The sequence below is a fragment of the Pseudomonas sp. LBUM1663 genome (assembly GCF_059695905.1).
On the sequence record NZ_CP166792.1, the window covers coordinates 5,404,178 to 5,428,352 of the forward strand.

Consider the following 24,175-nt stretch of genomic DNA (forward strand, 5'->3'; position numbering starts at 1 on the left):
TGACCGTGAGGATTGCTGAATGCCTGATGAGATGTTGCACCTGCCGATGGTTAACAGCCTGCTGGAGCGCCATAAGGGCTCCCCGGGTGCGCTGTTGCCCATCCTTCATGATATTCAGGAACGCATCGGTTACATCCCAGATGCGGCTGTCCCCGAGATTGCCCACGCCCTCAACCAGAGTCAGGCCGAGATTCGTGGGGTGATCAGCTTTTACCATGACTTCCGTACCGCGCCGCCGGCCCGGCATATCCTGCGGCTGTGCCGGGCTGAGTCGTGCAAGAGTCGTGGTGCCGAGCAGCTTGCGGCGCAGTTGCGCGAACGTCTGCAACTGGACGATCACGGCAGCAGCGCCGATGGCAGCATCAGTTTGCGGCCGGTGTATTGCCTCGGCGCCTGTGCCTGCTCGCCCGCTCTGGAGCTGGATGGTCGGGTGCATGCGCGGCTGAGTGCTGAACGGCTGGATGCGTTGCTCGACGCTTGCCGGGAGGACGCATGATGCCGTCGCTCTATTTGCCCAGTGATTCGCTGGCCCGTGCCGTGGGTGCCGATGAGGTGGCGGTGGCCCTGATCACTCAAGCCCGGGAACGCAATTTGCCGCTGGAGCTGCAGCGCACCAGTTCGCGCGGCCTGTATTGGTTGGAACCGTTGCTGGAAGTGGATAGCCCGCAAGGCCGGATCGGCTTCGGCCCGCTGACCGCTGCCGATGTGCCGTCCGTGCTCGAAGCGCTGCAAGGCGAGCCGTCCGCGCATCCACTGGCCTTGGGGCTGGTGGAAGAGTTGCCTTATCTGAAGACTCAACAACGCCTGCTGTTCGCCCGCGCCGGTATTACCCGGCCGCTGTCGCTGGATGATTATCGGGCCCATGGCGGTTTCGAGGGTTTGACCCGGGCCGTCGCAGTGGGTGGCGAGCAGACGGCGACGGAAGTATTCGATTCAGGCCTGCGTGGCCGTGGCGGCGCGGCCTTCCCGGCCGGGATCAAATGGCGCACGGTGCGCGCTACCGAGGCTGTGCAAAAGTACATTGTGTGCAACGCCGACGAAGGCGACTCCGGCACTTTCGCCGACCGCATGTTGATGGAAGGCGATCCTTTCCTGCTGATCGAAGGCATGGCCATCGCCGGCATTACCGTCGGTGCCACTTACGGCTACATCTATGTGCGCTCGGAATATCCAGACGCCGTGGCCACACTGCGACAGGCGCTGAACCTGGCTCGGGCCGCCGGTTACCTCGGCGCCAATGTCGGCGGCAGCGGCCAGGCGTTCGATATGGAAGTGCGAGTGGGTGCCGGCGCTTACATCTGCGGTGAGGAAACCGCGTTGCTGGACTCCCTCGAAGGCAAACGCGGCATCGTTCGCGCCAAGCCGCCGATCCCGGCCTTGAAGGGTTTATTCGGTCTGCCAACGCTAGTGCACAACGTGCTGACCCTGGCCTCGGTGCCGCTGATTCTGGCCAAGGGCGCGCAGTTCTATCGCGATTACGGCATGGGCCGTTCCCTGGGCACGATGCCTTTCCAACTGGCGGGCAATATTCGTCACGGCGGTCTGGTAGAACGGGCCTTTGGCCTGACTCTGCGCGAACTGGTGGAAGACTACGGCGGCGGTACCGCCAGTGGCCGGCCGCTGAAAGCCGCTCAGGTCGGCGGCCCGCTCGGCGCGTGGGTGCCGCCGTCGCAATTCGACACGCCGCTGGATTACGAGGCCTTCGCCGGCATCGGCGCGATGCTGGGTCACGGTGGTGTGGTGGTCGCGGACGACAGCCTGGACATGGCGCACATGGCGCGTTTCGCCCTGCAATTCTGCGCCGAGGAATCCTGCGGCAAATGCACGCCCTGCCGTATCGGCTCGACCAGGGGCGTTGAGGTGATTGACCGCCTGTTGGCCGCGCCGGACCAGAGCGGTCGCGATGAGCAGGCCATCATCCTCAAGGACCTGTGCGACACGATGCAATACGGTTCGCTGTGCGCCTTGGGCGGCATGGCCCCCTTTCCGGTGGTCAGCGCCCTCAAGCACTTCCCCGCCGACTTCGGTCTGCAAGCCTCGGAGGCCGACCAATGATCACCCTCTTCGACCCGAAAACCGATATCGATCTTGGAACGCCGGCCCGCGACAGCGACGTGCAGGTCACGCTTAATATCGACGGCCGCAGCATCAGCGTGCCCGAAGGCACTTCGGTAATGCGCGCCGCCGCGCTGTTGGGCACCACCATTCCAAAACTGTGCGCCACCGACAGCCTGGAAGCCTTCGGCTCCTGCCGCATGTGCCTGGTGGAGATCGATGGCATGCGCGGTTACCCGGCGTCCTGCACCACGCCGGTCACTGAAGGCATGACCGTGCACACGCAGACGCCGAAGCTCGCGACCCTGCGCCGCAACGTCATGGAGTTGTACATCTCCGATCACCCGCTGGACTGCCTGACCTGCTCGGCCAACGGCAACTGCGAGCTGCAAACCGTCGCCGGCCAAGTCGGCCTGCGTGAAGTGCGTTACGGCTATGAAGGCGAGAACCATCTGGCTGACGTGAAGGACACCTCCAACCCGTATTTCGACTACGACCCGAGCAAGTGCATCGTCTGCAACCGCTGCGTGCGCGCCTGCGAAGAAACTCAGGGCACGTTTGCGCTGACCATTACCGGGCGCGGTTTTGAATCCCGTGTGGCCGCTGCTGGCGGTGATAACTTCCTCGAGTCGGAATGCGTGTCCTGCGGCGCCTGTGTGCAAGCTTGTCCCACCGCGACGCTGATGGAAAAAAGCGTGGTCGAACTGGGTCAACCGGAGCGCAGCGTGATCACTACTTGCGCCTATTGCGGCGTGGGCTGCTCGTTCCGTGCCGAGATGAAAGGCGACAAACTGGTGCGCATGGTTCCAGACAAGAATGGCCAGGCCAACCACGGCCACTCGTGCGTCAAAGGGCGCTTTGCCTGGGGTTATGCGACTCACCCGGATCGCATCACCAAGCCGATGATCCGCAAACACATCAACGACCCTTGGCAGGAAGTCAGCTGGGATGAAGCGGTGACTTACGCCGCCAGCGAATTCCGCCGTTTGCAGCAAAAATACGGTCGCGATTCAATTGGTGGCATCACCTCCAGCCGCTGCACCAACGAAGAAACCTACCTCGTACAAAAACTGGTGCGCGCCGCGTTCGGCAACAACAACGTCGACACCTGTGCACGGGTTTGCCACTCGCCGACCGGTTATGGCCTGAAACAAACCCTGGGCGAGTCCGCCGGCACCCAGAGTTTCGACTCGGTGATGCAGGCCGATGTGATTCTGGTGATGGGCGCCAACCCCAGCGACGCCCACCCGGTGTTCGCTTCCCAGCTCAAACGCCGCCTGCGCGAAGGCGCGAAGCTGATCGTCATCGACCCACGGCGCATTGATTTGGTGGACTCGGTGCATGCCCGCGCCGAACTGCACCTGGCCCTGCGCCCGGGCACCAACGTTGCCATGCTCAATGCGTTGGCCCACGTCATCGTCACCGAAGGCCTGCTCGACCAGGCCTTTATCGATGCCCGTTGCGAGGGCAGCGATTTCGCCCGCTGGAGCGAGTTCGTCAGCCGCGCGGAACACTCGCCGGAAGTGCTCGGCGACATTTGCGGCGTAGACGCTGCCGACATCCGTGCCGCCGCCCGTCTGTACGCGGGCGCCGGCAATGCGGCGATCTACTACGGCCTGGGCATCACCGAACACAGTCAGGGCAGCACCGCGGTCATGGGCATCGCCAACCTCGCCATGGCCACCGGCAACATCGGCCGCGAAGGCGTGGGCGTGAATCCCCTGCGTGGACAGAACAACGTTCAGGGCTCCTGCGACATGGGTTCCTTCCCCCACGAATTGCCCGGCTACCGGCACATCTCCAACGAAGTGGTACGGGCGCAGTTCGAACAGGCCTGGAATGTCACCTTGCAACCCGACCCGGGCCTGCGTATCCCGAATATGTTCGAGTCGGCCCTGGCCGGCAGTTTCAAGGGTTTGTATTGCCAGGGCGAAGACATCGCCCAGAGCGACCCCAACACCCAACACGTCACTGCGGCGCTGTCGGCCATGGAATGCGTGGTGGTGCAGGACATTTTCCTCAACGAAACCGCCCGGTTCGCCCATGTGTTCTTGCCGGGCAGTTCGTTCCTGGAAAAAGACGGCACCTTCACCAACGCCGAGCGGCGCATCTCGCGAGTGCGCAAGGTCATGGAGCCCCTGGGCGGCAAGGCTGACTGGGAAGGCACGGTGGCCCTGGCCAATGCGTTGGGCTACCCGATGAACTACACGCACCCGTCGCAAATCATGGACGAAATCGCGAGCCTGACGCCGACCTTCACCAACGTCAGCTACGCCGCACTGGACAGCCACGGCAGCCTGCAATGGCCGTGCAACGCTGCGGCACCGGACGGCACGCCGACCATGCACATCGAGGAATTCGTGCGCGGCAAAGGGCGCTTCATGCTCACCGGGTACGTGCCCACCGAGGAGAAGGTCAACAATCGTTATCCGCTGCTGCTGACCACCGGGCGCATCCTCAGTCAGTACAACGTCGGCGCTCAGACACGGCGAACCGAAAACGTCGCCTGGCACGATGAAGATCGCCTGGAAATCCACCCGACCGACGCCGAGAGCCGTGGCATCAACGAAGGCGACTGGGTCGGCATCGGCAGCCGCGCCGGCCAGACCGTATTGCGTGCGCGGGTCACCGAGCGGGTCGCGCCGGGCGTGGTGTACACGACGTTCCACTTCCCGGAATCAGGGGCCAACGTCATCACCACCGACAACTCCGACTGGGCCACCAACTGTCCGGAGTACAAGGTCACGGCCGTGGAAGTCAGCCGCGTCTACCACCCTTCCGAGTGGCAAAAACGCTATCAGGCCTTCAGTGATGAACAGGACCGTTTGCTCAAGGAACGCCGGCACGCCCGTGGCGCTAAAGCGGAGGTGCGCCGATGAGTACGGAGAACCTGATCAAGATGGCCAACCAGATCGCCCTGTATTTCGCCACCGAACCGGACCAGAAAGTGGCCGTGCTCGGTGTGCGTAATCATCTGCAGATGTACTGGACGCCGGGCATGCGCAAGGAATTGCTGGCCTGGCAGACTGAGCATCAGGGGGCGGACTTGCATCCACTGGCGCAAGCGGCGGTCAGTGGCGCAGGTTGGGAGGCCTAAGCTCACACGAACTTGAGACTAGCTAAAAACCTGTGGGAGCGAGCCTGCTCGCGATGAGGCCAGTACATTCAGCATCAATATTGACTGAACTGACGCTATCGCGAGCAGGCTCGCTCCCACATGGGATGTGTGTGTGTGTGTGTGTTCAGAGTAGATGCTTGGAAATCAGTTTCGAAATTTCCACCATCGATGTCTTCCCGGTGAATTCAAACTTCACCTTTCCCAACGATGAAAAATAAATCTCCAACTCGGAATCCAGGTCAAACGTCCCGGACGTTTCCACCGAGTACGCCACGATGTTTTTGTACGGCAACGAGGTGAAGTCTTTCTTGCTGCCGGTGAGGCCCTGGACGTTGACCGCGATGATCCGCTTGTTGGTAAACACCACCCCATCGCGCATGGATTTGTAGGAGTCGATGACCTGCTCCCCGTCCAGCAGCAGCGCGGTGACGCGTTCAGCGTATTCATCGTTTTGCTTGAGTTTGAAGAAGCCTTTGTTGTTGAAATCAATCATCTGTCATGCCCTGTTTTCAAATGAACCTCTAAACCGGATGCACCGGCAACACCACCAACGCTTCCAGCCCGCCCTTCGACCGATTACGCAGTTTCAGTTCCCCGCCGTGCTCCAACACTATCGCCCGCGCCGCCGATAATCCCAACCCCACACCGCCGGTGCTTTTGTTTCGCGATCCTTCCATGCGAAAGAACGGCACAAACACTTGTTCAAGGCTGGCCTCCGGAATCCCCGGCCCGCGATCCAGTACTTTGATCCGCACTTCTCCAGCATCAGGAAACAGCTCGATCACCGGCTCACTCCCGTACTTGATCGCGTTATCCAGCAGATTGGTCATCACCCGCTTCAGACCAAGCGGCCGCCCGAAATACACCAGCCGCAGCGGCCCGCTGAAGGCCATCTCAACACCCTGGTCCCGATAATCATCCAGCAAGGTTTGCAGCAGTTCAGCCAGATCGAACTGGGTCGCCGGCTCAAGCCGCGCATCATCCCGGAAGAATTCCAGCGCCGAATTGATCATCGCCTGCATCTCATCCACATCACGAAACAGCCGCTGCTGTTGCTCGCTGTCTTCGATGAATTCCCCGCGCAAGCGCATCCGCGTCAGGGGCGCGCGCAGGTCGTGGGAAATGGCGGCGAGCATTTGCGTGCGGTCGCGGATGAAGTGTTGCAGCTGGGCCTGCATCGCATTGAAGGCGAGGATCGCCTGGCGGATTTCCTGGGGACCTAACGGTTCGATGGGTGGCGCGCGGAAGTCCACGCCAAAACGCCGTGCGCCTTCGGTGAAGTGTTGCAAAGGTGTGGCGAGGCGGCGGGTGGCGATCAGTGTGACGAGGGTGGTTGAGATGAGTACCAGCAAGATGACGATCAGGTAGCGTGGCGTGTCGTCGAGGCCCCAATTACGCGAGGGTGCGGCGAACATCAGCCAAGAGGCGTCCGGTAGCTCGATCAGCAGCGCGTAATGCGCGTCCGCCGAGTTTTCCGTCCAGTCAGCCGGCTCATAGACCTGAATACGACCGGCGAACTTAAGCAACGGATGCAGGATGGTCGAGCCGATTTCGGAATCCAGGTCCTCCACCGTTGGCAGATTGAGCTCACGTCGATCAAGGTGCCAACTGACGGTGAAGCCATCATCGCTGACGGCGTGCGCCAGTTGGCTGCGCAGCGGTGCCGGAGCGGCCTGGATGATGCGGGTGATGGCGGCCATTTTATCCAGCAGCCCGGTTTCGGTTAGCGGAGGGCGCGCCCACACACCCGCCAGCTGGATAAACAACCCGTTGAGCGCCAATGAAATCAGCATCGCCAGAATGATGGTCAAGGCGATCCAGCGCGCCACCGTGTCCCGGCGAATCCGCTTCAACCAGCTCATCGCCGGGTCACGCTGGGGGTGAACAGGTAGCCGCCATTGCGCACGGTGCGAATCATCGCCGGGCGTTTGGTGTCGGATTCGAGTTTGCGTCGCAGGCGGCTGACTTGCACATCGATGCTGCGATCAAACGCGTCATGGCAATGCCCGCGCGCCAGGTCCAGCAACTGTTCGCGGGTGAGGATGCGCTGGGGGTGTTCGACGAAGACCAGCAGCAAATCGAATTCGCCGGCCGAGAGCGGGATCATCACGTTGTCCGGTGAGCGCAGTTCACGGCGGGTGACGTCGAGGTGCCAGTCGGCGAAGTCGATCAGCGGCCGTAGGCGCTCCTGCACGACCGGGCGGCGCTCGTCCACGCGCCGCAGCACGGCGCGCACCCGGGCCAGCAGTTCGCGGGCGTCGAAGGGTTTGGTCAGGTAATCATCGGCGCCCAGTTCGAGGCCGACGACCCGGTCACTGAGCTCGCCCATGGCGGTCAGCATGATCACCGGCATGGCGTAGCGAATCCGCAGTTGCTGACACAGGATCAATCCGCTGTCCCCCGGCAACATCACGTCAAGAATGATCAGGTCCGGCGGCTGTCGCTCGATGGCCGCCCACAGCGACGCGCCGTCGGTGGCGACCTCGACGCTGTAGCCGTGCTGCACAAAGAATTTTTTCAGCAGATCGAGGACTTCAACGTCGTCGTCGACAATTAAAAGGCTGTTCACCGAAGGTCACTTAAGGGGCCGAATGGAACCGCCATCTAAAACCATTCACGGCAGCGCGTCATATATTTCAATCCTGCAATAAAACATCAGCGCCGCAATAAACCAGACATCTTTGTGCAAGGCCTGGGGCTCAGCATCTCGGCGAATTCCTCCCGAGACTTGCGTCCATGTTGCCTTTCAAATGTGCCCCCTGGCTGGCCCGCAACACTTCGATTGCCGTGTTCGCTGCAGGGCTGGCGGGTTGCAGCAGCCAACCGCCGGCGTCCACCACCGTGACCTGCGCCGAAATCAGCTATTCGGTGTACGACCCGGTTGAACCGTTCAACCGTGGTGTCTTCGCCTTCAATCGGGTGGCCGATGACTATGCCCTGGCGCCGGTCGCTCGCGGCTATCGTTACTTGCCGGACTTTTTCCAGACGGGTGTGCATAACTTTGTCGCGAACTTTGGCGAGCCCAAGGTCTTTATAAATGACCTGCTGCAAGGCAACCCGATGCGCTCGGTCAACACTTTTGGACGTTTCGCGCTCAATACCACGGTGGGTGTGGTGGGCTTGATCGATGTGTCCGGCATGGCCGGCATCCCGCGCCACAACGCAGATTTCGGCCAGACCTTCGGGGTGTGGGGGATTGGCAACGGTCCGATCGTCGAGCTGCCCTTGTTCGGCACCTCGAACAGCCGCGATGCGGCCGGGCGAGTGCTTGGTTTTGTGGTCGACCCGTTCGGCAGCAACAGCGACACCGTGGACACGCTGTCCACGATCAACACGGTCGGCGGAATCGTCGATGGTCGAGCAGAAGCTTTACCGCTGACCGACAGCCTGCAAAAACTGCCTGATTACTACAGCGCCTTGCGCAACGTGGTTGCCGAGCATCGAGCCGCTTACGTGGCGGATGGCAAACAAGGCTCAGCGCAAGCAACCAAACCTCAATGCGAAGGAGCACCGGCCGATGGTTTCTGAAAGCAATCATTTGACGCTGCAACAACGGATAACCCGGCACGACGCGGTTAATGTGCACTGCCGGGAAATCACCCTGCGCCTGTCACCGGACTGCCGCCAACTGGTGCTCAGCCGCTACACCGAACACTACGGCCCGGCGGTGGTGCGCTGGATCGAGCGCAATCATACGGTGTCGCTGAGCGAGCTGTTTCGCTGGCTGGTGGCCAATGGGGAAACCAGTGTCATGAGAGCGGACAGCCTTTCGCGGCCTTGAGGGTCGCGCCTCTTGCTTCAACTCAAAGCCACTGATTTGCTATCGTGCACGCCATCGCCTCACCTCAAAGAACAATGGACGCCATTGTTAACAAGGAAGAATGAATGGTTCTCGTCGCAATATTGGTGTTCTTGGCTGCATCAGCGGGAAGTTGGTTCTGGATCGTGAGGCACCGTGGCAGTTTCAATCTGTGGTTCGCCAACCTGGCAGGCGCTCTGGCCAGTTTCATGATCGGGGTTGTCGTGCTGATTTTCATCAGCCCCGATGATCCAGAAACGCGAGCGCCGGCCTACTTTCTTTATTCGTTCATGACAATCATCGGCGTCTTCATCGGGACCTGGCTCTTCGTAGCCGCCAGGTTCAAGCAGGATGAGTATCCGGTCGGGCGTCATTTGATTGCCGGAACCTGCAGTCTGGTGACGGCCTTCCTCACGTTGGTGTTGTGGGCAGTGATCTTTCCGGTCAAGTGACCACCACCCGGCTCGGCTTTACAGCTTCAGCTGCAAGCCAGTGGCCATCAGATAACCCTGGGCGCTGGCTGCGCTATCATCGCGCGCTCTGTGCACCAAGAGTCTTGAACCTGCATGCCCATGTCTTCGCCATTCCCCGACAGCCATCGCTCTCTGCCACCGGTCCTCGCCGGCCCGCTGTTGCGGCGTCTGGAGCCCTCGCGCCTGGTGCTCTGGCTGGTGGGAACCCGGGCCTTGTCGCTGACCTTGCGCCTGCAAGGTGTCGGCGACATCCGCCTCGACGCCGGCCAATGCACGGTCATCCCGGTGGGCAAGCATGCCTTCGTTCACCTGATCGATGTGCCGCTGTCGACCGCCCTGCCCTGCGACACCCTGATCGACTATGACCTGCTGATTGATGACGCATTGGAAGGCATTGCCGACTGGGCGCCTCATTTGTTGTACGGCGAAGAGCGTTGCCCGAATTTTGTTTTGCGTTCACGCATCGATCAGTTGCTGCACGGTTCCTGCCGCAAACCTCATCACCCGGCAGCTGACGGTTTACTGTGCGTGGATCGGTTTCTGGCGACAGCGCATACCGCGACGGAGCGCCCCGCCCTGCTGATGATGAGCGGCGATCAGGTGTACGCCGACGACGTCGCCGGCCCGATGTTGCGGGCAATCCATGCCTTGATCGAGCAACTGGGGCTGTTCGAAGAACACCTCGAAGGCGCGGTGGTCAGCGACAGCGCCAAACTCTACGAACACCCTGCCAGTTATTACCATCGTGCGGATTTGTTGCCGGCGCTTGAGAGCAACAAAACCTTGCGCGAGCGATTTTTCGGCGGGGCCCGTAAGCCGATTTTCACCAGCAGCAGTGCCGACAACCATCTGGTGACGTTCGCTGAGGTCATGGCCATGTACCTGCTGGTCTGGTCGCCGACACCCTGGACGCTGATCGCGCCACAACCACCGACGCTGACGCCAGAAAGACGCAAGCGTTATGCCCTTGAACAGACGCGTATCGATGACTTCAAGGTGGGCCTGGGGGGTGTCGCGCGGGCGATGGCGCATCTGCCGTGCCTGATGATTTTCGACGACCATGACATTACCGATGACTGGAATCTGTCCGCGCAATGGGAGGAAACGGCCTACGGCCATCCGTTCTCCAAGCGCATCATCGGCAACGCATTGCTCGCCTACATGCTGTGCCAAGGCTGGGGCAACAACCCGGACGTGTTCGGCGACGTGCTGGAAAAAGCCCGATTGTTGAGTGCCACAGGGCAAGACGATTATCTCGACAGCGACGTCCAGGACGCTCTGATCGATGAGCTGCTCGGCTTTCAACACTGGCATTACGTGCTGCCGACCACTCCGGCGCTGGTCGTCATCGACACCCGCACGCGACGCTGGCGCAGCGAGATGAATCTCAAGCAACCCTCCGGTCTGCTGGACTGGGAAGCCCTCAGCGAACTGCAACAGGAACTGCTTGATCACCCGTCGGCGATCATCGTTTCCCCTGCACCGATCTTCGGCGTCAAACTGATCGAAACCGTACAAAAAGTGTTCAGCTGGTGCGGTTACCCCCTGCTGGTCGACGCGGAAAACTGGATGGCCCATCGCGGTGCTGCCCAGGTGATCCTGAACATTTTCCGACACTCGCGCACACCGGGTAACTACGTGGTGCTGTCGGGTGATGTGCATTATTCCTTCGTCTACGAAGTGCTGATCCGACACCGCAAGGCGGGCCCGAGGATCTGGCAGATCACCAGCAGCGGCATCAAAAACGAATTCCCGCCCGCGCTGCTCGAGTGGTTCGACCGCCTCAACCGCTGGCTCTACTCGCCGCGCTCGCCGCTCAACTGGCTGACCAAACGCCGCCGCATGCGCATCATCCCGCACACCCCTGAACATGCTGAAGCGGGTGAGCGGTTGTGGAATTCGGCGGGGATCGGCCAAGTGTTCTTCAATGAGAAAGGACAGCCGCAGGAAATCTTTCAGCACAACTCAAACGGTGCGCCGAAGACGCGGATGATTGCACCTGACAATGACGACTGAACGTGTGAGCCACCATGAACCTCACCCGAACCCTGATCATCGGCAACTCTGGCGCTGGCAAAAGTTGGCTGGCTAAACGACTGGCCAAGCAACTTCATGCGCCGTGGACCGATCTTGATCGGCTTCACTGGGTGTCGGATGAATGCAGTATTGTCCGACCTCGCTCCGAAGCATTGGGCATGGCGCGCGTGCTGGCCGATGAAGAACGCTGGGTGATTGAGGGTGTTTACGGCTGGATCCTCAGTGAACTGATCCACCGTGCGACAGCACTGGTCTGGCTGTGTGTTGAAGACGAACACTGCGTCGCCAATATTCGTCAGCGAGAAAACAGGCAGGACGATGACGAGTTGCTGATCGCGTTGCTGGAATGGGCCGGCAGTTATCGTGTTCGCGAAGACTCCAGTGGGTTTTCCGCACACCGGCAGCTGTTCGAAGGGTTCAGCGGTTCAAAACTCAAACTCACTCATCAAAGTGAAATCGCGGCTTTCGCGAACACCTTTCGCGACTCATCTCACAGCGTTTGAAAAAGGATAGGTATGTTTGCACGGAGCAAGTTGGTGCCCGAACTGATGGTCACTGACATCAAGAAAAGCCTGCATTTCTGGACCTCGTTAATCGGTTTCGAGATTGCCTACGAGCGTCCGGAAGTAGGTTTCGCCTACCTGGATAAAAACAGCGTGCAGATCATGCTGGAACAATACGCTCCGGACGAAGGCCAGTGGATGACCGGGGCATTGGAAGCGCCGTTTGGCCGGGGCATCAACTTTCAGATCACTGTTGATTTCGTCGAGCCGATACTCAAGCGATTGGCCGAAGTTGAATGGCCGTTGTTTCGCCCCTGTGCCGATGTCTGGTATCGCGCTCATACGGTTGAGGTCGGGCAACGGGAATTTCTGGTGCAGGACCCGGATGGGTATTTGGTTCGGTTGGTGGAGAGTCTGGGGGAGCGGGTGTGTTTGTCATGATGTACAAGATCTGTTGCGACAGTGCAGATGGATGGCGGGTAAATCGGATCGGGATTACACAGGTCTCGGAAACGTCCCTTGGCTAGTCGGTGGATACTCAGCATTCAGGCTATCAAATGGGGAGAAACCAATGCAAACCGTCAAGCACGCAGCAAGTCGCAAAAAAGGTGGAAAGATCGCGCTGGCCGACTCCGAAGCAGCCGATGAAACAACTTATCTTCTAAGTTCCAAAACCAACGCGGAGCGTTTACTCAAGTCGATTGATAATCTTCGTGCAGGACAAATTTTTGCAAGAAAATTGGTTACGCTGGCGAAGACTCCGCCCCTGTAGGAACTGTCGAAGGTTAGTAGCACGTCCGGCAGTTCCCAAAGGGAAAATATCTCAGGCGGTGGTTAGCGCCCGACAAACCCCTCTGACAATCATCTCCACTTCCCGCTCATCAATCGTCAGCGGTGGCAGCAGGCGGATGGTCTTGCCCCGTGTCACGTTGATCAGCAAGCCGTGGTCGCGTGCGGCGATCAGGGTCAGGTCGCGGATCGGTTGCTTGAGTTCGATGCCGATCATCAAACCCTGGCCACGGATTGCCAGTACGTTCGGGTCGTCTGCCAGTTCGGCGCGCAGTCTGGCCAGCAGGCGTTCGCCCTGTAGTCTCGCGTTTTCCAGCAGGCCTTGTTCTTCGATGATGTCCAGCACCGTACAGCCGACCCGGCACGCCAGCGGATTGCCGCCGAAGGTGCTGCCATGGCTGCCGGGGGTGAACAGGTCGGCGGCTTTGCCCCGGGCCAGGCAGGCGCCAATGGGGATGCCGTTGCCGAGGCCCTTGGCCAGGGTCATGACGTCCGGGACGATGCCTTCGTGCTGGCAGGCGAACCACTGGCCGGTACGGCCGATGCCGGTCTGGATTTCGTCGAGCATCATCAGCCAGCCGCGCCGGTTGCACCGTTCGCGCACGGCTTTCAGGTAACCGGCAGGCGCCAACTGCACGCCGCTTTCGCCCTGAATCGGTTCCATCAAAACTGCCACGATGCGCGGGCCATGGGTTTTCCGCACTTTTTCCAGCGCGTTGAGGTCGCCGAAGGGCACTTTGACGAAGTCGCCGGGCAACTCATTGAACCCCAGGCGCACGGCCGGGCCGTCGCTGGCGGATAACGTGCCCAGCGTCCGGCCATGGAAGGCGTTTTCCATCACCACCACCAGCGGTTGCTCGACACCTTTGTGCCAGCCGTAAAGCCGTGCGAGTTTCAGCGCGGTTTCATTGGCTTCGGCACCAGAATTGTTGAAGAACGCCCGCTGCATGCCCGAAAGACGCGTCAGCTTCTGCGCCAACCGCTGCTGCCAGTCGATGCTGTAGAGGTTGGAGGTGTGCAACAGCAGCCCGGCCTGCTCGCTGATCGCCGACACGATTTTGGGATGAGAGTGGCCGACATTGGTCACCGCCACACCCGCCACCGCATCCAGATACTCACGTCCCGCCTGATCCCAAAGTCGGGTGCCCAGACCTTTGCTGAAACTCAGGGCCAGGGGTTGGTAAGTGGTCATCAGGCAAGCGGCGGTCATGACATCAAGCTCCATCAATTGTCGGTGTTTTTGCAGTATGGTTAGCCACCTGAGCTGGATAAACGCTGCAACACTTCAATCATCTTAAAGCTGAGCTTGATAATGGATCTATTCCAGGCAATGACGGTTTACGTCCGAGTGGTAGAAGCCGGCAGCATGACCGCCGCCGCCCAGCAGTGCGAAATGTCCACCACCATGGTCGGCAATCACCTTCGTGCGCTGGAGCAACGTCTGGGTGTGCGGTTGTTGAACCGGACGACACGGCGTCAGCGATTGACGGAATTCGGCTCCGCTTATTACCAGCGCTGCTTGGAGGTGTTGGGGTTGGTGGAGGATTCCGAGCGGCTGGCTGAACAAAGTCAGGACACCCCGAGTGGGACCTTGCGCATCACCGCCCCGCTGACCTTCGGCACTGAAAAACTTGCGCCGGCGCTCAGCGAGTTCACCCTGCGTTATCCGCAAGTCAAACTGGACGTGGTGCTCACCAACGGGCGGCCCGACCTTCTCGAAAACGGCCTCGATGTGGCTTTTCGCCTGGGCGCTATTGAACCGTCCAACCTGATCGCCCGCCCGCTCATCGACTACACGCTGACCATGTGCGCTTCGAAGGCCTATCTGGCACGCCGGGGCACACCGGAAAAACCCGACGACCTGCTACACCACGACTGCTTGTCCTTTGCCTATCCGGTCGGCGATGACTGGCAATCCGTGGAAAAACAGTGGCGGCTGAGCGGGCCGGAAGGCGAAGTTATGGTGGCCGTCAAAGGCCCGATGCTGATCAACAGTTCGGCCGGGCTGCATCAGGCCGCTCGAACCGGGATGGGCATCGTGATGTTGCCCGATGCGCTGGTCGAGCAGGATTTGCTGGACGGAAATCTGGTGGCGCTGATGCAGAACTATCAATTGCCGAGTCGGCCGATGCACTTGGTGTACGCCCAGGATCGCTACCGCTTGCCGAAATTGCGTCGCTTCGTCGACTTCGCCATGCAGATGTGGGCCAAGCACTAGCCGGGGCAATACACCATGCACTAATCTCCCCAACTGACGGGTCACTTTGATATCAGTGCGGCAGGGAGAGCGGTGATGGGTGAGGCATCAAATATTGAGCCGTTGAAATTCAATGTGTCGGATTTGAACGAAGACATGTTGCACGCCATTCTGGAACTGGTCAGTGATGGCATATGGGACTGGAACGCCAACACCGGGTTCGTCTACCGCAATCCCGGATGGTACGAAATGCTCGGCTACGCTCCTCACTCCCTGGACAACACTGTGTTTACCTGGGAAAACGTGATGCACCCCGATGATTACCCGCGGGTGATGGGGTTGTTTGATGCGTACCTGAATCAACACGCGGCGGGCTATCAAGCCGAGTACCGCTGCCGCAAGCAGGATGGCAGTTACACCTGGATCGAAGATCGCGGCTACGTACTGGCACGCAATGCCGACGGATCGGTGGCACGAATGGTCGGCGCGCACCGCAGCATCGAAGACAAGAAACGCCTCTTCGAGGAGATGGAACGGCGTAATCAATCCCTTGAAGTCATCGTCGAAGAACGCACCCGGGAGTTGTCGCGGGTCAATCAGCAGCTGCAAATTCAACTGGAAGAAAATCGCAAACTGGCGGAAACCGATGCGCTGACATCGATCGCCAATCGCTATCGCCTGGAAAAAAACCTGCCTCAGGAATGCGAGCGTGCCCAGCGCTTTCGGCAGCCGCTGTCATTGATCGCCATGGACATCGATGACTTCAAGAACATCAACGACCACTACGGCCATGCCCTGGGAGATGCGGCGTTGGTGCAGGTCGTCAAGAGCGTGAAACGCTACGTGCGCGAAGGCGATCTACTGGCGCGCTGGGGTGGCGACGAGTTCATCCTCATCCTGCCCAATACCTCGCTGGCCGACGCCCGATCCTTCGCCGAAAAAATCCGCCATGGTCTGTCGAGCCTGCCCCCTGTGGGCGAGTTTCAGGTGACCATGAGTTTTGGCGTGGTCCAGCGCTTTGAAGAAGAGCAGCAGACCGGTCTTCTGGCCAGGGCCGATCAGGCGCTGTATCGGTCGAAAGTTGCGGGCAAGAATGTGATTTCCGGGTGAGCGCCCTCCTGCATGTCCGCGATGTGCTGCCCTCGGAGGTGGAGTCCGTGCGGCTGTTTCTTGAGCAGAACGGATGGGCTCACCGTTTAAGATCAACTGAACATTTTGCGCAGTTGATCGCCAACTCCCAACGTACTGCGCTTGCCGTGAAAGATGCGCACATTGTCGGGTTTGCCCGTGGCATCACCGACGGCCTGTCCAACGGTTATCTGTCGATGGTTGTCGTGTCCGGGCAGCATCGACGTGAAGGCGTTGGTCGGGCGCTGGTCGAGCATGTCATGGGCGAGAACACCGACATCACCTGGGTTCTGCGCGCAGGCCGCGAAGGTGCTTCGGCATTCTTTTCGCGCCTGGGCTTTGAACCGTCGAGCATCGCGATGGAGCGCACGCGCAGTCGATAGCCTGATCGCCCTTCACATCCCCGCCTTCACCAGCACCGGCTTTTCCTGATACCGATCCGGGTACAGCTGCTTCAGCTGCGCGACTTTCGGCAGGTCGTTGATCACGATGTATGGATACGTCGGGTGCTCGGTCAGAAAGTCCTGATGTTCCTCTTCCGCCGGGTAGAAACCGTTGTAGGTTTCCAGCTTGGTCACAATGGGTTTGGTGAATGAATGGGCGGCGTCGAGCTGGGCAATGTAGGCCTGGGCGACGCGCTGCTGTTCGGTGTTCTCAGGGAAAATCGCCGAGCGATATTGCGTGCCGCTGTCGGGGCCTTGGCGGTTCAGCTCGGTGGGGTTGTGCGCCACTGAGAAATAGATCTGCAGCAGGGTGCCGTAGCTGACCTGCGACGGATCGAAAGTGACCTCGACCGATTCAGCATGCCCGGTATCGCCATCACTGACCCGCTCATACCGAGCCGTGTTGGCTTCACCGCCAGCGTAACCGGAGACGGCTTTTTTCACGCCTTTGACGTGCTGGAACACCCCTTGGACGCCCCAGAAACAACCGCCGGCGAAGACCGCGGTTTCGCTGTGGGCCTGGGTGGTTTCATCCAGGGCAGGCGGCGGGATGATGACCGCCTCTTCAGCAGCGCCGAAAGAAAACGCCGAGCATTGGCCTATGACGCCTGCAGCCGCCAAACCCAACAAGGTGCGGCGCCAGGTAACCGGGATTTTCATGAGTCTGACTCCTGAACAAATGATAGGGCGATCAACCGAACGTAAAGGCATACGCCGACACACCCTGATCTAGAAACTCGATGCTGAAGGTGCGGTCCGTCACGCCGCCGTTCTGGCGCACCAATTGATACAACCGTTGCTCGGTAACGCTGCCGCTGCCATCGGGGGCGACGTCGGTACCGTGGGCATCGCCCGGGGCTTTTCCGTCAATCAGCACTTTGAAGCGCACCGGTTTACCGTCTGCGCCGGGGCCCAGTACCAGATGCAAATCGCGAGCGTGGAAGCGGTAGACGATGCGGCTGGCTGGCGCGCTTGAGGTCGCACGTTCCGAACCGACGCTCCATTGACCGTCCAGGCCCCAATCGTTGAGTGCCAATTGCACCGGCGTGCTGTACGCCGATACCTTGTCCGGCACCAGGCCTGTTTCCGGCACGAAGTGCTCTGCACGCTGGTAGCCGACATAGGTTTCCGGGGACTGGACTTCATTCATGTCCGGGGCCAGTTGAACCCCGGTGGCGTCGGCATTGATCAACCCGTCGGCGACCTTTGTGGCGCCTGCTTCACGCAGCAGCTGCTGGATGACGCGCTCCGATTCGGCGTACTCGCCTTCACCGAAGTGGTGATAACGAATGCGCCCCTGTGCGTCAGCAAAATAGTGAGCCGGCCAGTATTCGTTGTTGAAGGCACGCCAGATCTTGTAGTCGTTGTCGATCGCCACCGGATAGTTGATGCCCAGGTCTTTCATGGCTTTGGTGACATTGCCCACATCCCGCTCGAACGCGAATTCGGGCGCATGAACACCGATCACCACCAGCCCCTGATCGCGATACTTCTCGGCCCAGGCTTTGACATACGGCAACGTGCGCAGGCAGTTGATGCAGGAGTAAGTCCAGAAATCCACCAGCACGACCTTGCCCTTCAATGCCTGTGCGGTCAGTGGAGGTGAATTGAGCCATTGCACGGCGCCATCCAGCGGCGGCAGGTTGCCTTCAATCGGCAATGCGCCCGGCGCTTTCGCCGACATTTTCATCGCCCCGCCAGCGGCCATCATCGCCCCGCTGTTGTTGGGTGACTTCCCGGCCAATCGCCCCACCAACGCCTGCTCGAGGCCGCCGGTGGAAGCCGTCGAAACCCGCGCCAGGATGCCGGTGTCCAGCCCGAGGGCAATCGCCGCCACGCCGGCCAACATCGCCGCACCCAAACCTCGACGAACCCATTCACCCGCGCCGATTGAGCGCTTCATCGCCGCGAAGACTTTACCGCCCAGCAACAACGCCACGGCGAGGGAAGTGGCGGCACCCGCGGCGTAAGCCAGCAACAGCAACGTGGTGGCGATGCTTGCCCCTTGCAACGCCGCCCCGGTCAGCAACAGGCCGAGAATCGGCCCGGCACACGGTGCCCAGAGCAGGCCCGTAGCGACGCCGATCAGGAACGAAGCACCGGGACGCGGACGAGCATCGGCGCCCGCGGCTTCCGACAGTCGACTGCCGGCCGCCACCAGTGGACGTGTCAGGCGCTCGGCCAACCGAGGCAGCAGCAGCGTCAGCCCGAACAGTGCCACGAACAGCAACGCGAGCCAGCGACCGTACTGATTGACTTGCACCACCCAACCGCCGCCCACCGCCGCCAACGAGGCGACGAGCGCGAAGGTCAGTGCCATCCCCGCCAGCAGTGGCAAGCCACTTTTCATAAACGGCTGCCCGGTGCGAGCGAAGACAAAGGGCAATACCGGCAGAATGCACGGGCTGACAATCGTCAGCACACCACCGAGATAAGCGAGAACCAGAAGCCACATAGCATCGACCTGCATTAAATGAGTGAAAGGAAGTGCCCATGGGTCACGCCGCCTGGGGCTCGAAGGTCATCGCCAGACCGTTCATGCAGTAACGCAAGCCGGTGGGCTTGGGCCCATCATCGAAGACATGGCCCAGATGACCACCGCAACGTCGGCAGTGGACTGCTTCGCGCAGCACGCCGAAGGAACGGTCCTGACGAGTCGCCACCGCCTTGTCCAGCGGCGCCCAGAAACTGGGCCAACCGGTGCGGCTATCAAACTTCGTGTCGGATGAGAACAGCGGCAAATTACAACCGGCACAGGCGAAGATCCCCTCGCGATGCTCGTTGTTCAACGGGCTGCTGTAGGCCCGCTCGGTGCCCTCTTCCCGAAGGATTTCATACTGCTCGGCGCTGAGCATGGCGCGCCATTCGCTGTCGCTGTGCGTCACCTCGAACACTTCCGACGCATTGGCGTCGCTGACCAGCGCAGTACGGGTGGCAAATTTTGGCAACACACCGATCACCAGGGCTGCAGCGCCCAGCCCGCCGCTCGCTACAAGAAACTGTCGCCGTGAAAACATGGCCATCTCCAAAATTCCAGGTGCCTGATAAGGAACACAGCCTAGGCTTGGGTTGATCGCCAAATCCTCACGGACAGTTAAACAATTCGTGATAACTCGCCCCGGGGAAAACCCGCACAATGTGCCCATTGCGCTACAAAGGATTGGCTTTATGGAACAGACCAAACGTGTCCTGGTGGTCGAGGACGATCTGCACATCGCCGACCTTATCTGCCTGCATCTGCGCGATGAGCAGTTCGAGGTGGTGCACTGCGCCAACGGTGATGAAGGCATGCGACTGCTGCAGCAGGGAAGCTGGGACGCACTGATCCTCGACCTGATGTTGCCCGGCGTCGACGGCCTGGAAATCTGCCGTCGGGCGCGGGCCATGGCCCGCTACACACCGATCATCATCACCAGCGCCCGCTCCAGTGAAATGCACCGGATCCTGGGGCTGGAACTCGGTGCCGACGATTACCTGGCCAAACCCTTTTCAATGCTTGAGCTGGTCGCACGGGTCAAAGCCCTGCTGCGACGCGTCGACGCCATGGCCCGCAACCTGAAAATGGACGCCGGCAGCCTTATCACGAACGGCCTGTCCATCGACCCGATCACCCGCGACGTGTCTCTCGATGGTCGTCGCCTGGACCTGACACCTCGGGAGTTCGACCTGCTGTATTTCTTCGTCCGCCAGCCTGGCAAGGTGTTCTCGCGGATGGACCTGCTCAACGCGGTCTGGGGCTACAGCCACGAAGGCTACGAACACACGGTCAACACCCATATCAATCGTCTGCGGGCCAAGATCGAAGCCGATCCGGCACAACCCGCTCGCATCCTGACGGTGTGGGGCCGTGGCTATAAATTCGCGGCCAAGGAGGAGCAGCCATGAGGCTGACCCTGACACAACGCCTGTCCCTGGTGTTCGCCGTCCTGTTGCTGGTGTGCTGTGGCACCTCGGCCTGGATGCAAGTGCGCTCCAACAAAATGCACGAACTGGAGGTGGTTCAAGGGCTGTCCCGCGATCTTGCCCAACACATTGCCCGCGACACCGTGCTGATGGACACCAATGGCCTGATGCCCAATGCCGTGCGCGAATTGTTCAGCAAACTCATGCTGGTCAATCCGAGTGTCGAGGTCTATCTGCTCAATACCGAGGGGGTAATTGTCGGCAGCGCCGCCCCCGAAGGCCGAATGCACCGGGAGCGGGTCGATCTGGCACCAATCCAGCGTTTGCTCAAGGGCGATGCGCTGCCGATTCTCGGCGACGACCCGCGCAGCATCGACGGACGCAAGGTGTTCAGCGCCGCGCCGTTACAGGTCAAAGGCAAGCCGGAAGGTTATCTCTATGTGGTGTTGCTCAGTGAAGAACACGACCGCTTCGCTGCACGCGGTGCCACCAGCGCCGCGCTCAACACCGCGCTGCTGTCCATCGGCCTGGTGGCGTTGCTGTGCCTGATCGCCGGCCTCGCGGCATTTGCCTTGATCACCCGACCGTTACGTCAATTGACCGATCGAGTCAGCCAGTTCGACATCGACGGCGTCCCCTCCCCCCCGCCCGCATCGGACCCGGTAGAAAAAGCGTCCAGTCCGGATGAGATAGCCGTACTCGACGCCGCTTTCCGCCAGATGCAAACCCGCCTCGGCGAACAATGGCGTTCGCTGACTCGCCAGGATCAGGAACGCCGCGAATTGGTGGCGAACATCTCCCACGACCTGCGCACACCGCTGGCCTCGCTGCACGGTTATCTGGAAACCCTGTCGCTCAAAGACGCCACGCTGTCCCCCGCAGACCGCCGTCGCTATCTGGGCATCGCCCTGGATCAAAGCCGCAAGGTTGGCGGCCTGGCCCAATCGCTCCTCGAATTGGTGCGGCTGGAACACGGTTTTGTGCAACCGGTGCTGGAGCGTTTTTCCCTGACCGATCTGGTGCAGGACATCTTCCAGAAATTCGAACTCACCGCCGAAGCGCGCCAGATCGAACTCAAGGCCACCTTCGCGCCCAACGTCTCGGCCGCCTGCGCCGACCTGGGGCTGATCGAGCGTGTGCTGACCAACCTGTTCGACAATGCCCTGCGCGATACCTCGCAGGGTGGAGAAATCGAACTGAGCCTGCGCCCTCAAGGGCCGTTTATCGAAGTCACCGTCAGCGACACCGGCCCCGGCATCGCTCCCGAATTGCGCGAAGGTTTGTTTCTGCGTCCGTTCAACATTGGCGGCGCCCGACGCGATGGCGGACTGGGATTGCGCATCGTGCATCGGATCCTGCAATTGCACGGTCGCGAGATTCAGTTGATCGACGTTCCGGGACGGGGGGCGACTTTCCGTTTCTCCTTGCCAGTGGATGAACAAACGGCAGAAAAATGGGCCGTTCGATCCATGAATCTGAATTCGATGGGGAAATAGCCCGGTTTCAGCGGTCACAGCTTTGGACCTGATGCCGAGGCGAGAAAACGCTGATGATTGCCACGACTCCCCTGTATATCGGCTGCGCCGGATGGAGCCTGCCCCGCGAACAGTGGGAGGCATTTCCCGTCGCAGGCACACACTTGCAACGGTACGCGGCACAGTTGAGGTGCGTGGAAATCAACAGCTCGTTTTATCGGCCTCACCGCCCGGCGACGTATGCACGATGGACCGAGAGTGTGCCGGAGGGTTTTCGGTTTTCAGTCAAAGTCCCTAAGCAAATCACCCACGAAGCCCGCTTGCAGGATTGCGCGAAGTTGATCGATGACTTTATCGAGCAATGCTCCCATCTGGGTCAGAAGCTTGGCTGCCTGCTGATCCAGATCCCGCCCTCCTTGTCCTTCGACGTCAAAACTGCTGAAACCTTCTTCGCCACATTTCGTTCGCGCTACCAAGGCTTTGCGGTGTTTGAACCCAGGCACGTCAGCTGGCAAACACCCGAAGCGCAAGCGCTACTGATCGAGCACCGAATAGGCCAAGTGGCGGCCGATCCTGCACCGCTACCCGATGGCGACGTACCCGGTGCCTGGCCGGGCATCCGCTACTACCGATTGCACGGGTCGCCGCGAATCTACTACTCGAATTACGAGACGCCATGGCTGAAGCAGTTGGCCAGACAACTACTGGAAAACTCTGATGGCACCCAGACCTGGTGCATTTTCGACAACACCGCCAGTGGGGCAGCGATGGCGAATGTATTGCAGTTGCAGCGAATCATGGACGACTCGCGCAGCCATTAACCTGGCTCACGACACTTCCCATAACAGCAGCTATGATCCTCGCTCTTCATTTCGGCACGGACGCTGCGCGATGCTCAATACTCTGCAAAACACCCCGCTCTGGGTTTACGCAATTCTTCTACTGCTCTGTTACTACGGCATAAAAGCGCTTTCCCCTACCGGCGAAAGCAAGACGTCGTTGCTGGTCACGCCATCGATTTTGCTCAGTTGGTCGGTGTATTCGCAGAACTTTGCGCTCAACCCTGCGCTATCAGTCAGTTGCTGGTTGGCAGCAGTCATTGTGGGCGGATTGATAGCACTTGCGATTTTCCCACGCAAAGGCGTCGCACTGGATGAGTCGAAAACCGGCCTGATCGTGCCGGGCACAGCGAAAACCCTGGTGCTTTACCTGATGTTTTTTGCCGTGAACTATTACTTCGGTTATCAGAATGACGTTCACCCGGAACAGGCCGCGATGCTTGAAATGTTGTTGCTCAAGGCCTCGGCGTCCGGCGTTGTCTGCGGATTGATCAGCGGTCGAGCGATCAAATTCTATCGGTTACTACGAATGCTCCAGGCACAACGTCCGCAATTGGCCACGGGCTAAAGCCCCCGCGCCAAAAATGATGACCAACCGCCTGTTCATCCGTGACAACTCGGGTCAGGTCCAATAGATTAGGCGGCCTGAAAAGGCCCTGTGCTTTCTCGCCTAAACCCAAGTTAAAAGAAGTAGTGAAATTTCAATGTCCGATTCCAATACCGCTGAATCCGTAGTCACCTTGTCGTCCAAAGCGGAATACGAAAACTCCATCAATCTTTCACAGCATGTGCCACAGGCCAAGACCATCAGCGAAATGGTCCTGGACGCTTTTCAATCCACCCGGGAAAGCGACCAGATCCGCGAGCTGCGCGCCGCGATTCGCCACGCGCATGACAGCTTCGACGACGATAAAGCCTATGAACTGATGGGCGAACTCAAACAACTGAAAGACGCCGAAGCGTCCGACATTGCTGCGCTGGAAGACCTGAGCAGCAAGTTCCCGATCAGCCGTATTCTTTCCAGTTTCAAGGAAGACCCGGCTTTTCAGGAAATCGTCTATGGCCTGGCATTGAAGGTGCTGAACCAGACTCACCAGGCCATCAGCAACCCAAGCACCGGCAAGAGCAAAGTGGCTCGCGCCAAGAAAGACCTCGAAGTGTTCACCATCAGCAAGGATGGCGTGAGCGTTACGCTGCCACTGCGCACTCCACGTGCGAGCCTGAACGTTGATCGCAAAGCGCTGGAGTTCCTCGGTTTCACTTTCGTCGGCGAAGGTGATGACGCGGCGATTGAAAACGAAACGTTCCTGGACAATACCGGGGCCGAACAAGCGATCAACCGCAAGAACATCATCACTGCTCTTCAACAGCAAACCGCGTTCGACGGTTACAGCATCGCTGCGCAGTAACTCGATT

General features: G+C 60.0%; 26 protein-coding genes. 19 read left to right on the forward strand and 7 right to left on the reverse strand.

Going from position 1 to position 24,175, the window contains the following annotated elements; all coding sequences use genetic code 11:
* Positions 1-19: 19 nt before the first annotated feature.
* The 4 genes from ACA075_RS24700 to ACA075_RS24715 are packed head-to-tail and all read left to right on the forward strand — an operon-like array spanning position 20 to position 5,152.
* Positions 20-496 (forward strand): formate dehydrogenase subunit gamma, encoded by a 477-nt coding sequence (locus tag ACA075_RS24700; protein WP_497295926.1) that lies wholly within the window; start codon positions 20-22, stop codon positions 494-496.
* On the forward strand, positions 493-2,055 hold the full coding sequence (locus tag ACA075_RS24705; RefSeq protein WP_497295927.1) for a formate dehydrogenase beta subunit: 1,563 nt from the start codon (positions 493-495) through the stop codon (positions 2,053-2,055). The genes ACA075_RS24700 and ACA075_RS24705 overlap by 4 nt, the downstream gene beginning before the upstream one ends.
* Positions 2,052-4,934, forward strand: a complete 2,883-nt coding sequence (fdhF, locus tag ACA075_RS24710; protein ID WP_497295929.1) for a formate dehydrogenase subunit alpha — start codon at positions 2,052-2,054, stop codon at positions 4,932-4,934. The genes ACA075_RS24705 and fdhF overlap by 4 nt, the downstream gene beginning before the upstream one ends.
* Positions 4,931-5,152: a formate dehydrogenase subunit delta gene (locus ACA075_RS24715; RefSeq protein WP_497295931.1), complete on the forward strand. Its 222-nt coding sequence runs from the start codon at positions 4,931-4,933 to the stop codon at positions 5,150-5,152. Before fdhF ends, ACA075_RS24715 begins: the two co-directional genes overlap by 4 nt.
* A 145-nt stretch (positions 5,153-5,297) precedes the next feature.
* Here the strand turns inward: ACA075_RS24715 and ACA075_RS24720 are convergent, their stop codons facing one another.
* From ACA075_RS24720 to ACA075_RS24730, 3 genes are read right to left on the reverse strand one after another with little or no spacing between them, the layout of a single operon-like run.
* Positions 5,298-5,666 carry a PH domain-containing protein gene (locus ACA075_RS24720; protein ID WP_083375797.1) on the reverse strand — a complete coding sequence of 123 codons (369 nt, stop codon included), beginning with the start codon at positions 5,664-5,666 and terminating at the stop codon, positions 5,298-5,300.
* Positions 5,667-5,694: 28 nt separating this feature from the next.
* Complete coding sequence (locus ACA075_RS24725; RefSeq protein WP_497295933.1) at positions 5,695-7,035, reverse strand: ATP-binding protein; 1,341 nt, start codon at positions 7,033-7,035, stop codon at positions 5,695-5,697.
* Positions 7,032-7,742, reverse strand: coding sequence for a response regulator (locus ACA075_RS24730; RefSeq protein WP_497295935.1), 711 nt, complete (start codon positions 7,740-7,742; stop codon positions 7,032-7,034). The genes ACA075_RS24725 and ACA075_RS24730 overlap by 4 nt, the downstream gene beginning before the upstream one ends.
* A gap of 167 nt (positions 7,743-7,909) precedes the next feature.
* On the opposite strand from ACA075_RS24730, the gene ACA075_RS24735 reads away from it, so the two are divergent.
* The 7 genes from ACA075_RS24735 to ACA075_RS24765 all read left to right on the forward strand — a co-directional run bounded on the left by ACA075_RS24735 (position 7,910) and on the right by ACA075_RS24765 (position 12,757).
* Positions 7,910-8,701: an MlaA family lipoprotein gene (locus ACA075_RS24735; RefSeq protein WP_497295936.1), complete on the forward strand. Its 792-nt coding sequence runs from the start codon at positions 7,910-7,912 to the stop codon at positions 8,699-8,701.
* A complete protein-coding gene (locus ACA075_RS24740) occupies positions 8,691-8,954 on the forward strand; it encodes a hypothetical protein (protein ID WP_497295938.1) in 264 nt (87 codons plus the stop codon). The genes ACA075_RS24735 and ACA075_RS24740 overlap by 11 nt, the downstream gene beginning before the upstream one ends.
* Before the next feature lie 104 nt (positions 8,955-9,058).
* A complete protein-coding gene (locus tag ACA075_RS24745) occupies positions 9,059-9,424 on the forward strand; it encodes a hypothetical protein (RefSeq protein WP_497295940.1) in 366 nt (121 codons plus the stop codon).
* 114 nt (positions 9,425-9,538) lie between these two features.
* Complete coding sequence (locus tag ACA075_RS24750) at positions 9,539-11,461, forward strand: alkaline phosphatase D family protein (RefSeq protein ID WP_497295942.1); 1,923 nt, start codon at positions 9,539-9,541, stop codon at positions 11,459-11,461.
* A 14-nt stretch (positions 11,462-11,475) separates the two neighbouring features.
* Positions 11,476-11,985 (forward strand): P-loop NTPase family protein, encoded by a 510-nt coding sequence (locus ACA075_RS24755; RefSeq protein ID WP_497295943.1) that lies wholly within the window; start codon positions 11,476-11,478, stop codon positions 11,983-11,985.
* Between the two features lie 12 nt (positions 11,986-11,997).
* Positions 11,998-12,426, forward strand: a complete 429-nt coding sequence (locus tag ACA075_RS24760; RefSeq protein ID WP_497295944.1) for a bleomycin resistance protein — start codon at positions 11,998-12,000, stop codon at positions 12,424-12,426.
* Between the two features lie 130 nt (positions 12,427-12,556).
* Positions 12,557-12,757: a type II toxin-antitoxin system Phd/YefM family antitoxin gene (locus tag ACA075_RS24765; protein ID WP_497295946.1), complete on the forward strand. Its 201-nt coding sequence runs from the start codon at positions 12,557-12,559 to the stop codon at positions 12,755-12,757.
* Positions 12,758-12,808: 51 nt separating this feature from the next.
* Here ACA075_RS24765 and ACA075_RS24770 read toward each other — a convergent pair whose 3' ends face one another.
* The gene (locus tag ACA075_RS24770; protein ID WP_497295947.1) at positions 12,809-13,984 is read right to left on the reverse strand and encodes an aspartate aminotransferase family protein; all 1,176 of its coding nucleotides are present in this window, start codon (positions 13,982-13,984) and stop codon (positions 12,809-12,811) included.
* A 102-nt stretch (positions 13,985-14,086) separates the two neighbouring features.
* Here ACA075_RS24770 and ACA075_RS24775 point away from each other — a divergent pair, with 102 nt between their 5' ends.
* The 3 genes from ACA075_RS24775 (at position 14,087) to ACA075_RS24785 (ending at position 16,482) form a co-directional block, all read left to right on the forward strand.
* Complete coding sequence (locus ACA075_RS24775; protein WP_497295948.1) at positions 14,087-14,992, forward strand: LysR family transcriptional regulator; 906 nt, start codon at positions 14,087-14,089, stop codon at positions 14,990-14,992.
* A gap of 75 nt (positions 14,993-15,067) precedes the next feature.
* Positions 15,068-16,081, forward strand: coding sequence for a sensor domain-containing diguanylate cyclase (locus tag ACA075_RS24780; protein WP_497295950.1), 1,014 nt, complete (start codon positions 15,068-15,070; stop codon positions 16,079-16,081).
* Complete coding sequence (locus ACA075_RS24785; RefSeq protein ID WP_497295952.1) at positions 16,078-16,482, forward strand: GNAT family N-acetyltransferase; 405 nt, start codon at positions 16,078-16,080, stop codon at positions 16,480-16,482. Before ACA075_RS24780 ends, ACA075_RS24785 begins: the two co-directional genes overlap by 4 nt.
* 12 nt (positions 16,483-16,494) lie before the next feature.
* Here the strand turns inward: ACA075_RS24785 and msrA are convergent, their stop codons facing one another.
* From msrA to msrB, 3 genes are read right to left on the reverse strand one after another with little or no spacing between them, the layout of a single operon-like run.
* Complete coding sequence (gene msrA / locus ACA075_RS24790; protein ID WP_497295953.1) at positions 16,495-17,202, reverse strand: peptide-methionine (S)-S-oxide reductase MsrA; 708 nt, start codon at positions 17,200-17,202, stop codon at positions 16,495-16,497.
* Between the two features lie 31 nt (positions 17,203-17,233).
* Complete coding sequence (locus ACA075_RS24795; protein WP_497295954.1) at positions 17,234-18,997, reverse strand: cytochrome c biogenesis protein DipZ; 1,764 nt, start codon at positions 18,995-18,997, stop codon at positions 17,234-17,236.
* Between the two features lie 43 nt (positions 18,998-19,040).
* Positions 19,041-19,559 carry a peptide-methionine (R)-S-oxide reductase MsrB gene (gene msrB / locus ACA075_RS24800; protein ID WP_497295956.1) on the reverse strand — a complete coding sequence of 173 codons (519 nt, stop codon included), beginning with the start codon at positions 19,557-19,559 and terminating at the stop codon, positions 19,041-19,043.
* 151 nt (positions 19,560-19,710) lie between these two features.
* On the opposite strand from msrB, the gene ACA075_RS24805 reads away from it, so the two are divergent.
* The 5 genes from ACA075_RS24805 (at position 19,711) to ACA075_RS24825 (ending at position 24,168) form a co-directional block, all read left to right on the forward strand.
* Positions 19,711-20,427 (forward strand): response regulator transcription factor, encoded by a 717-nt coding sequence (locus ACA075_RS24805; protein WP_497295958.1) that lies wholly within the window; start codon positions 19,711-19,713, stop codon positions 20,425-20,427.
* The gene (locus tag ACA075_RS24810) at positions 20,424-21,941 is read left to right on the forward strand and encodes a sensor histidine kinase (RefSeq protein WP_497295960.1); all 1,518 of its coding nucleotides are present in this window, start codon (positions 20,424-20,426) and stop codon (positions 21,939-21,941) included. The genes ACA075_RS24805 and ACA075_RS24810 overlap by 4 nt, the downstream gene beginning before the upstream one ends.
* Positions 21,942-21,994: 53 nt before the next feature.
* Complete coding sequence (locus tag ACA075_RS24815; protein WP_497295961.1) at positions 21,995-22,741, forward strand: DUF72 domain-containing protein; 747 nt, start codon at positions 21,995-21,997, stop codon at positions 22,739-22,741.
* A gap of 70 nt (positions 22,742-22,811) precedes the next feature.
* On the forward strand, positions 22,812-23,327 hold the full coding sequence (locus ACA075_RS24820) for a DUF6622 family protein (protein WP_497295963.1): 516 nt from the start codon (positions 22,812-22,814) through the stop codon (positions 23,325-23,327).
* A gap of 136 nt (positions 23,328-23,463) precedes the next feature.
* Complete coding sequence (locus ACA075_RS24825) at positions 23,464-24,168, forward strand: hypothetical protein (protein WP_497295965.1); 705 nt, start codon at positions 23,464-23,466, stop codon at positions 24,166-24,168.
* The last annotated feature ends 7 nt before the right edge of the window (positions 24,169-24,175 follow it).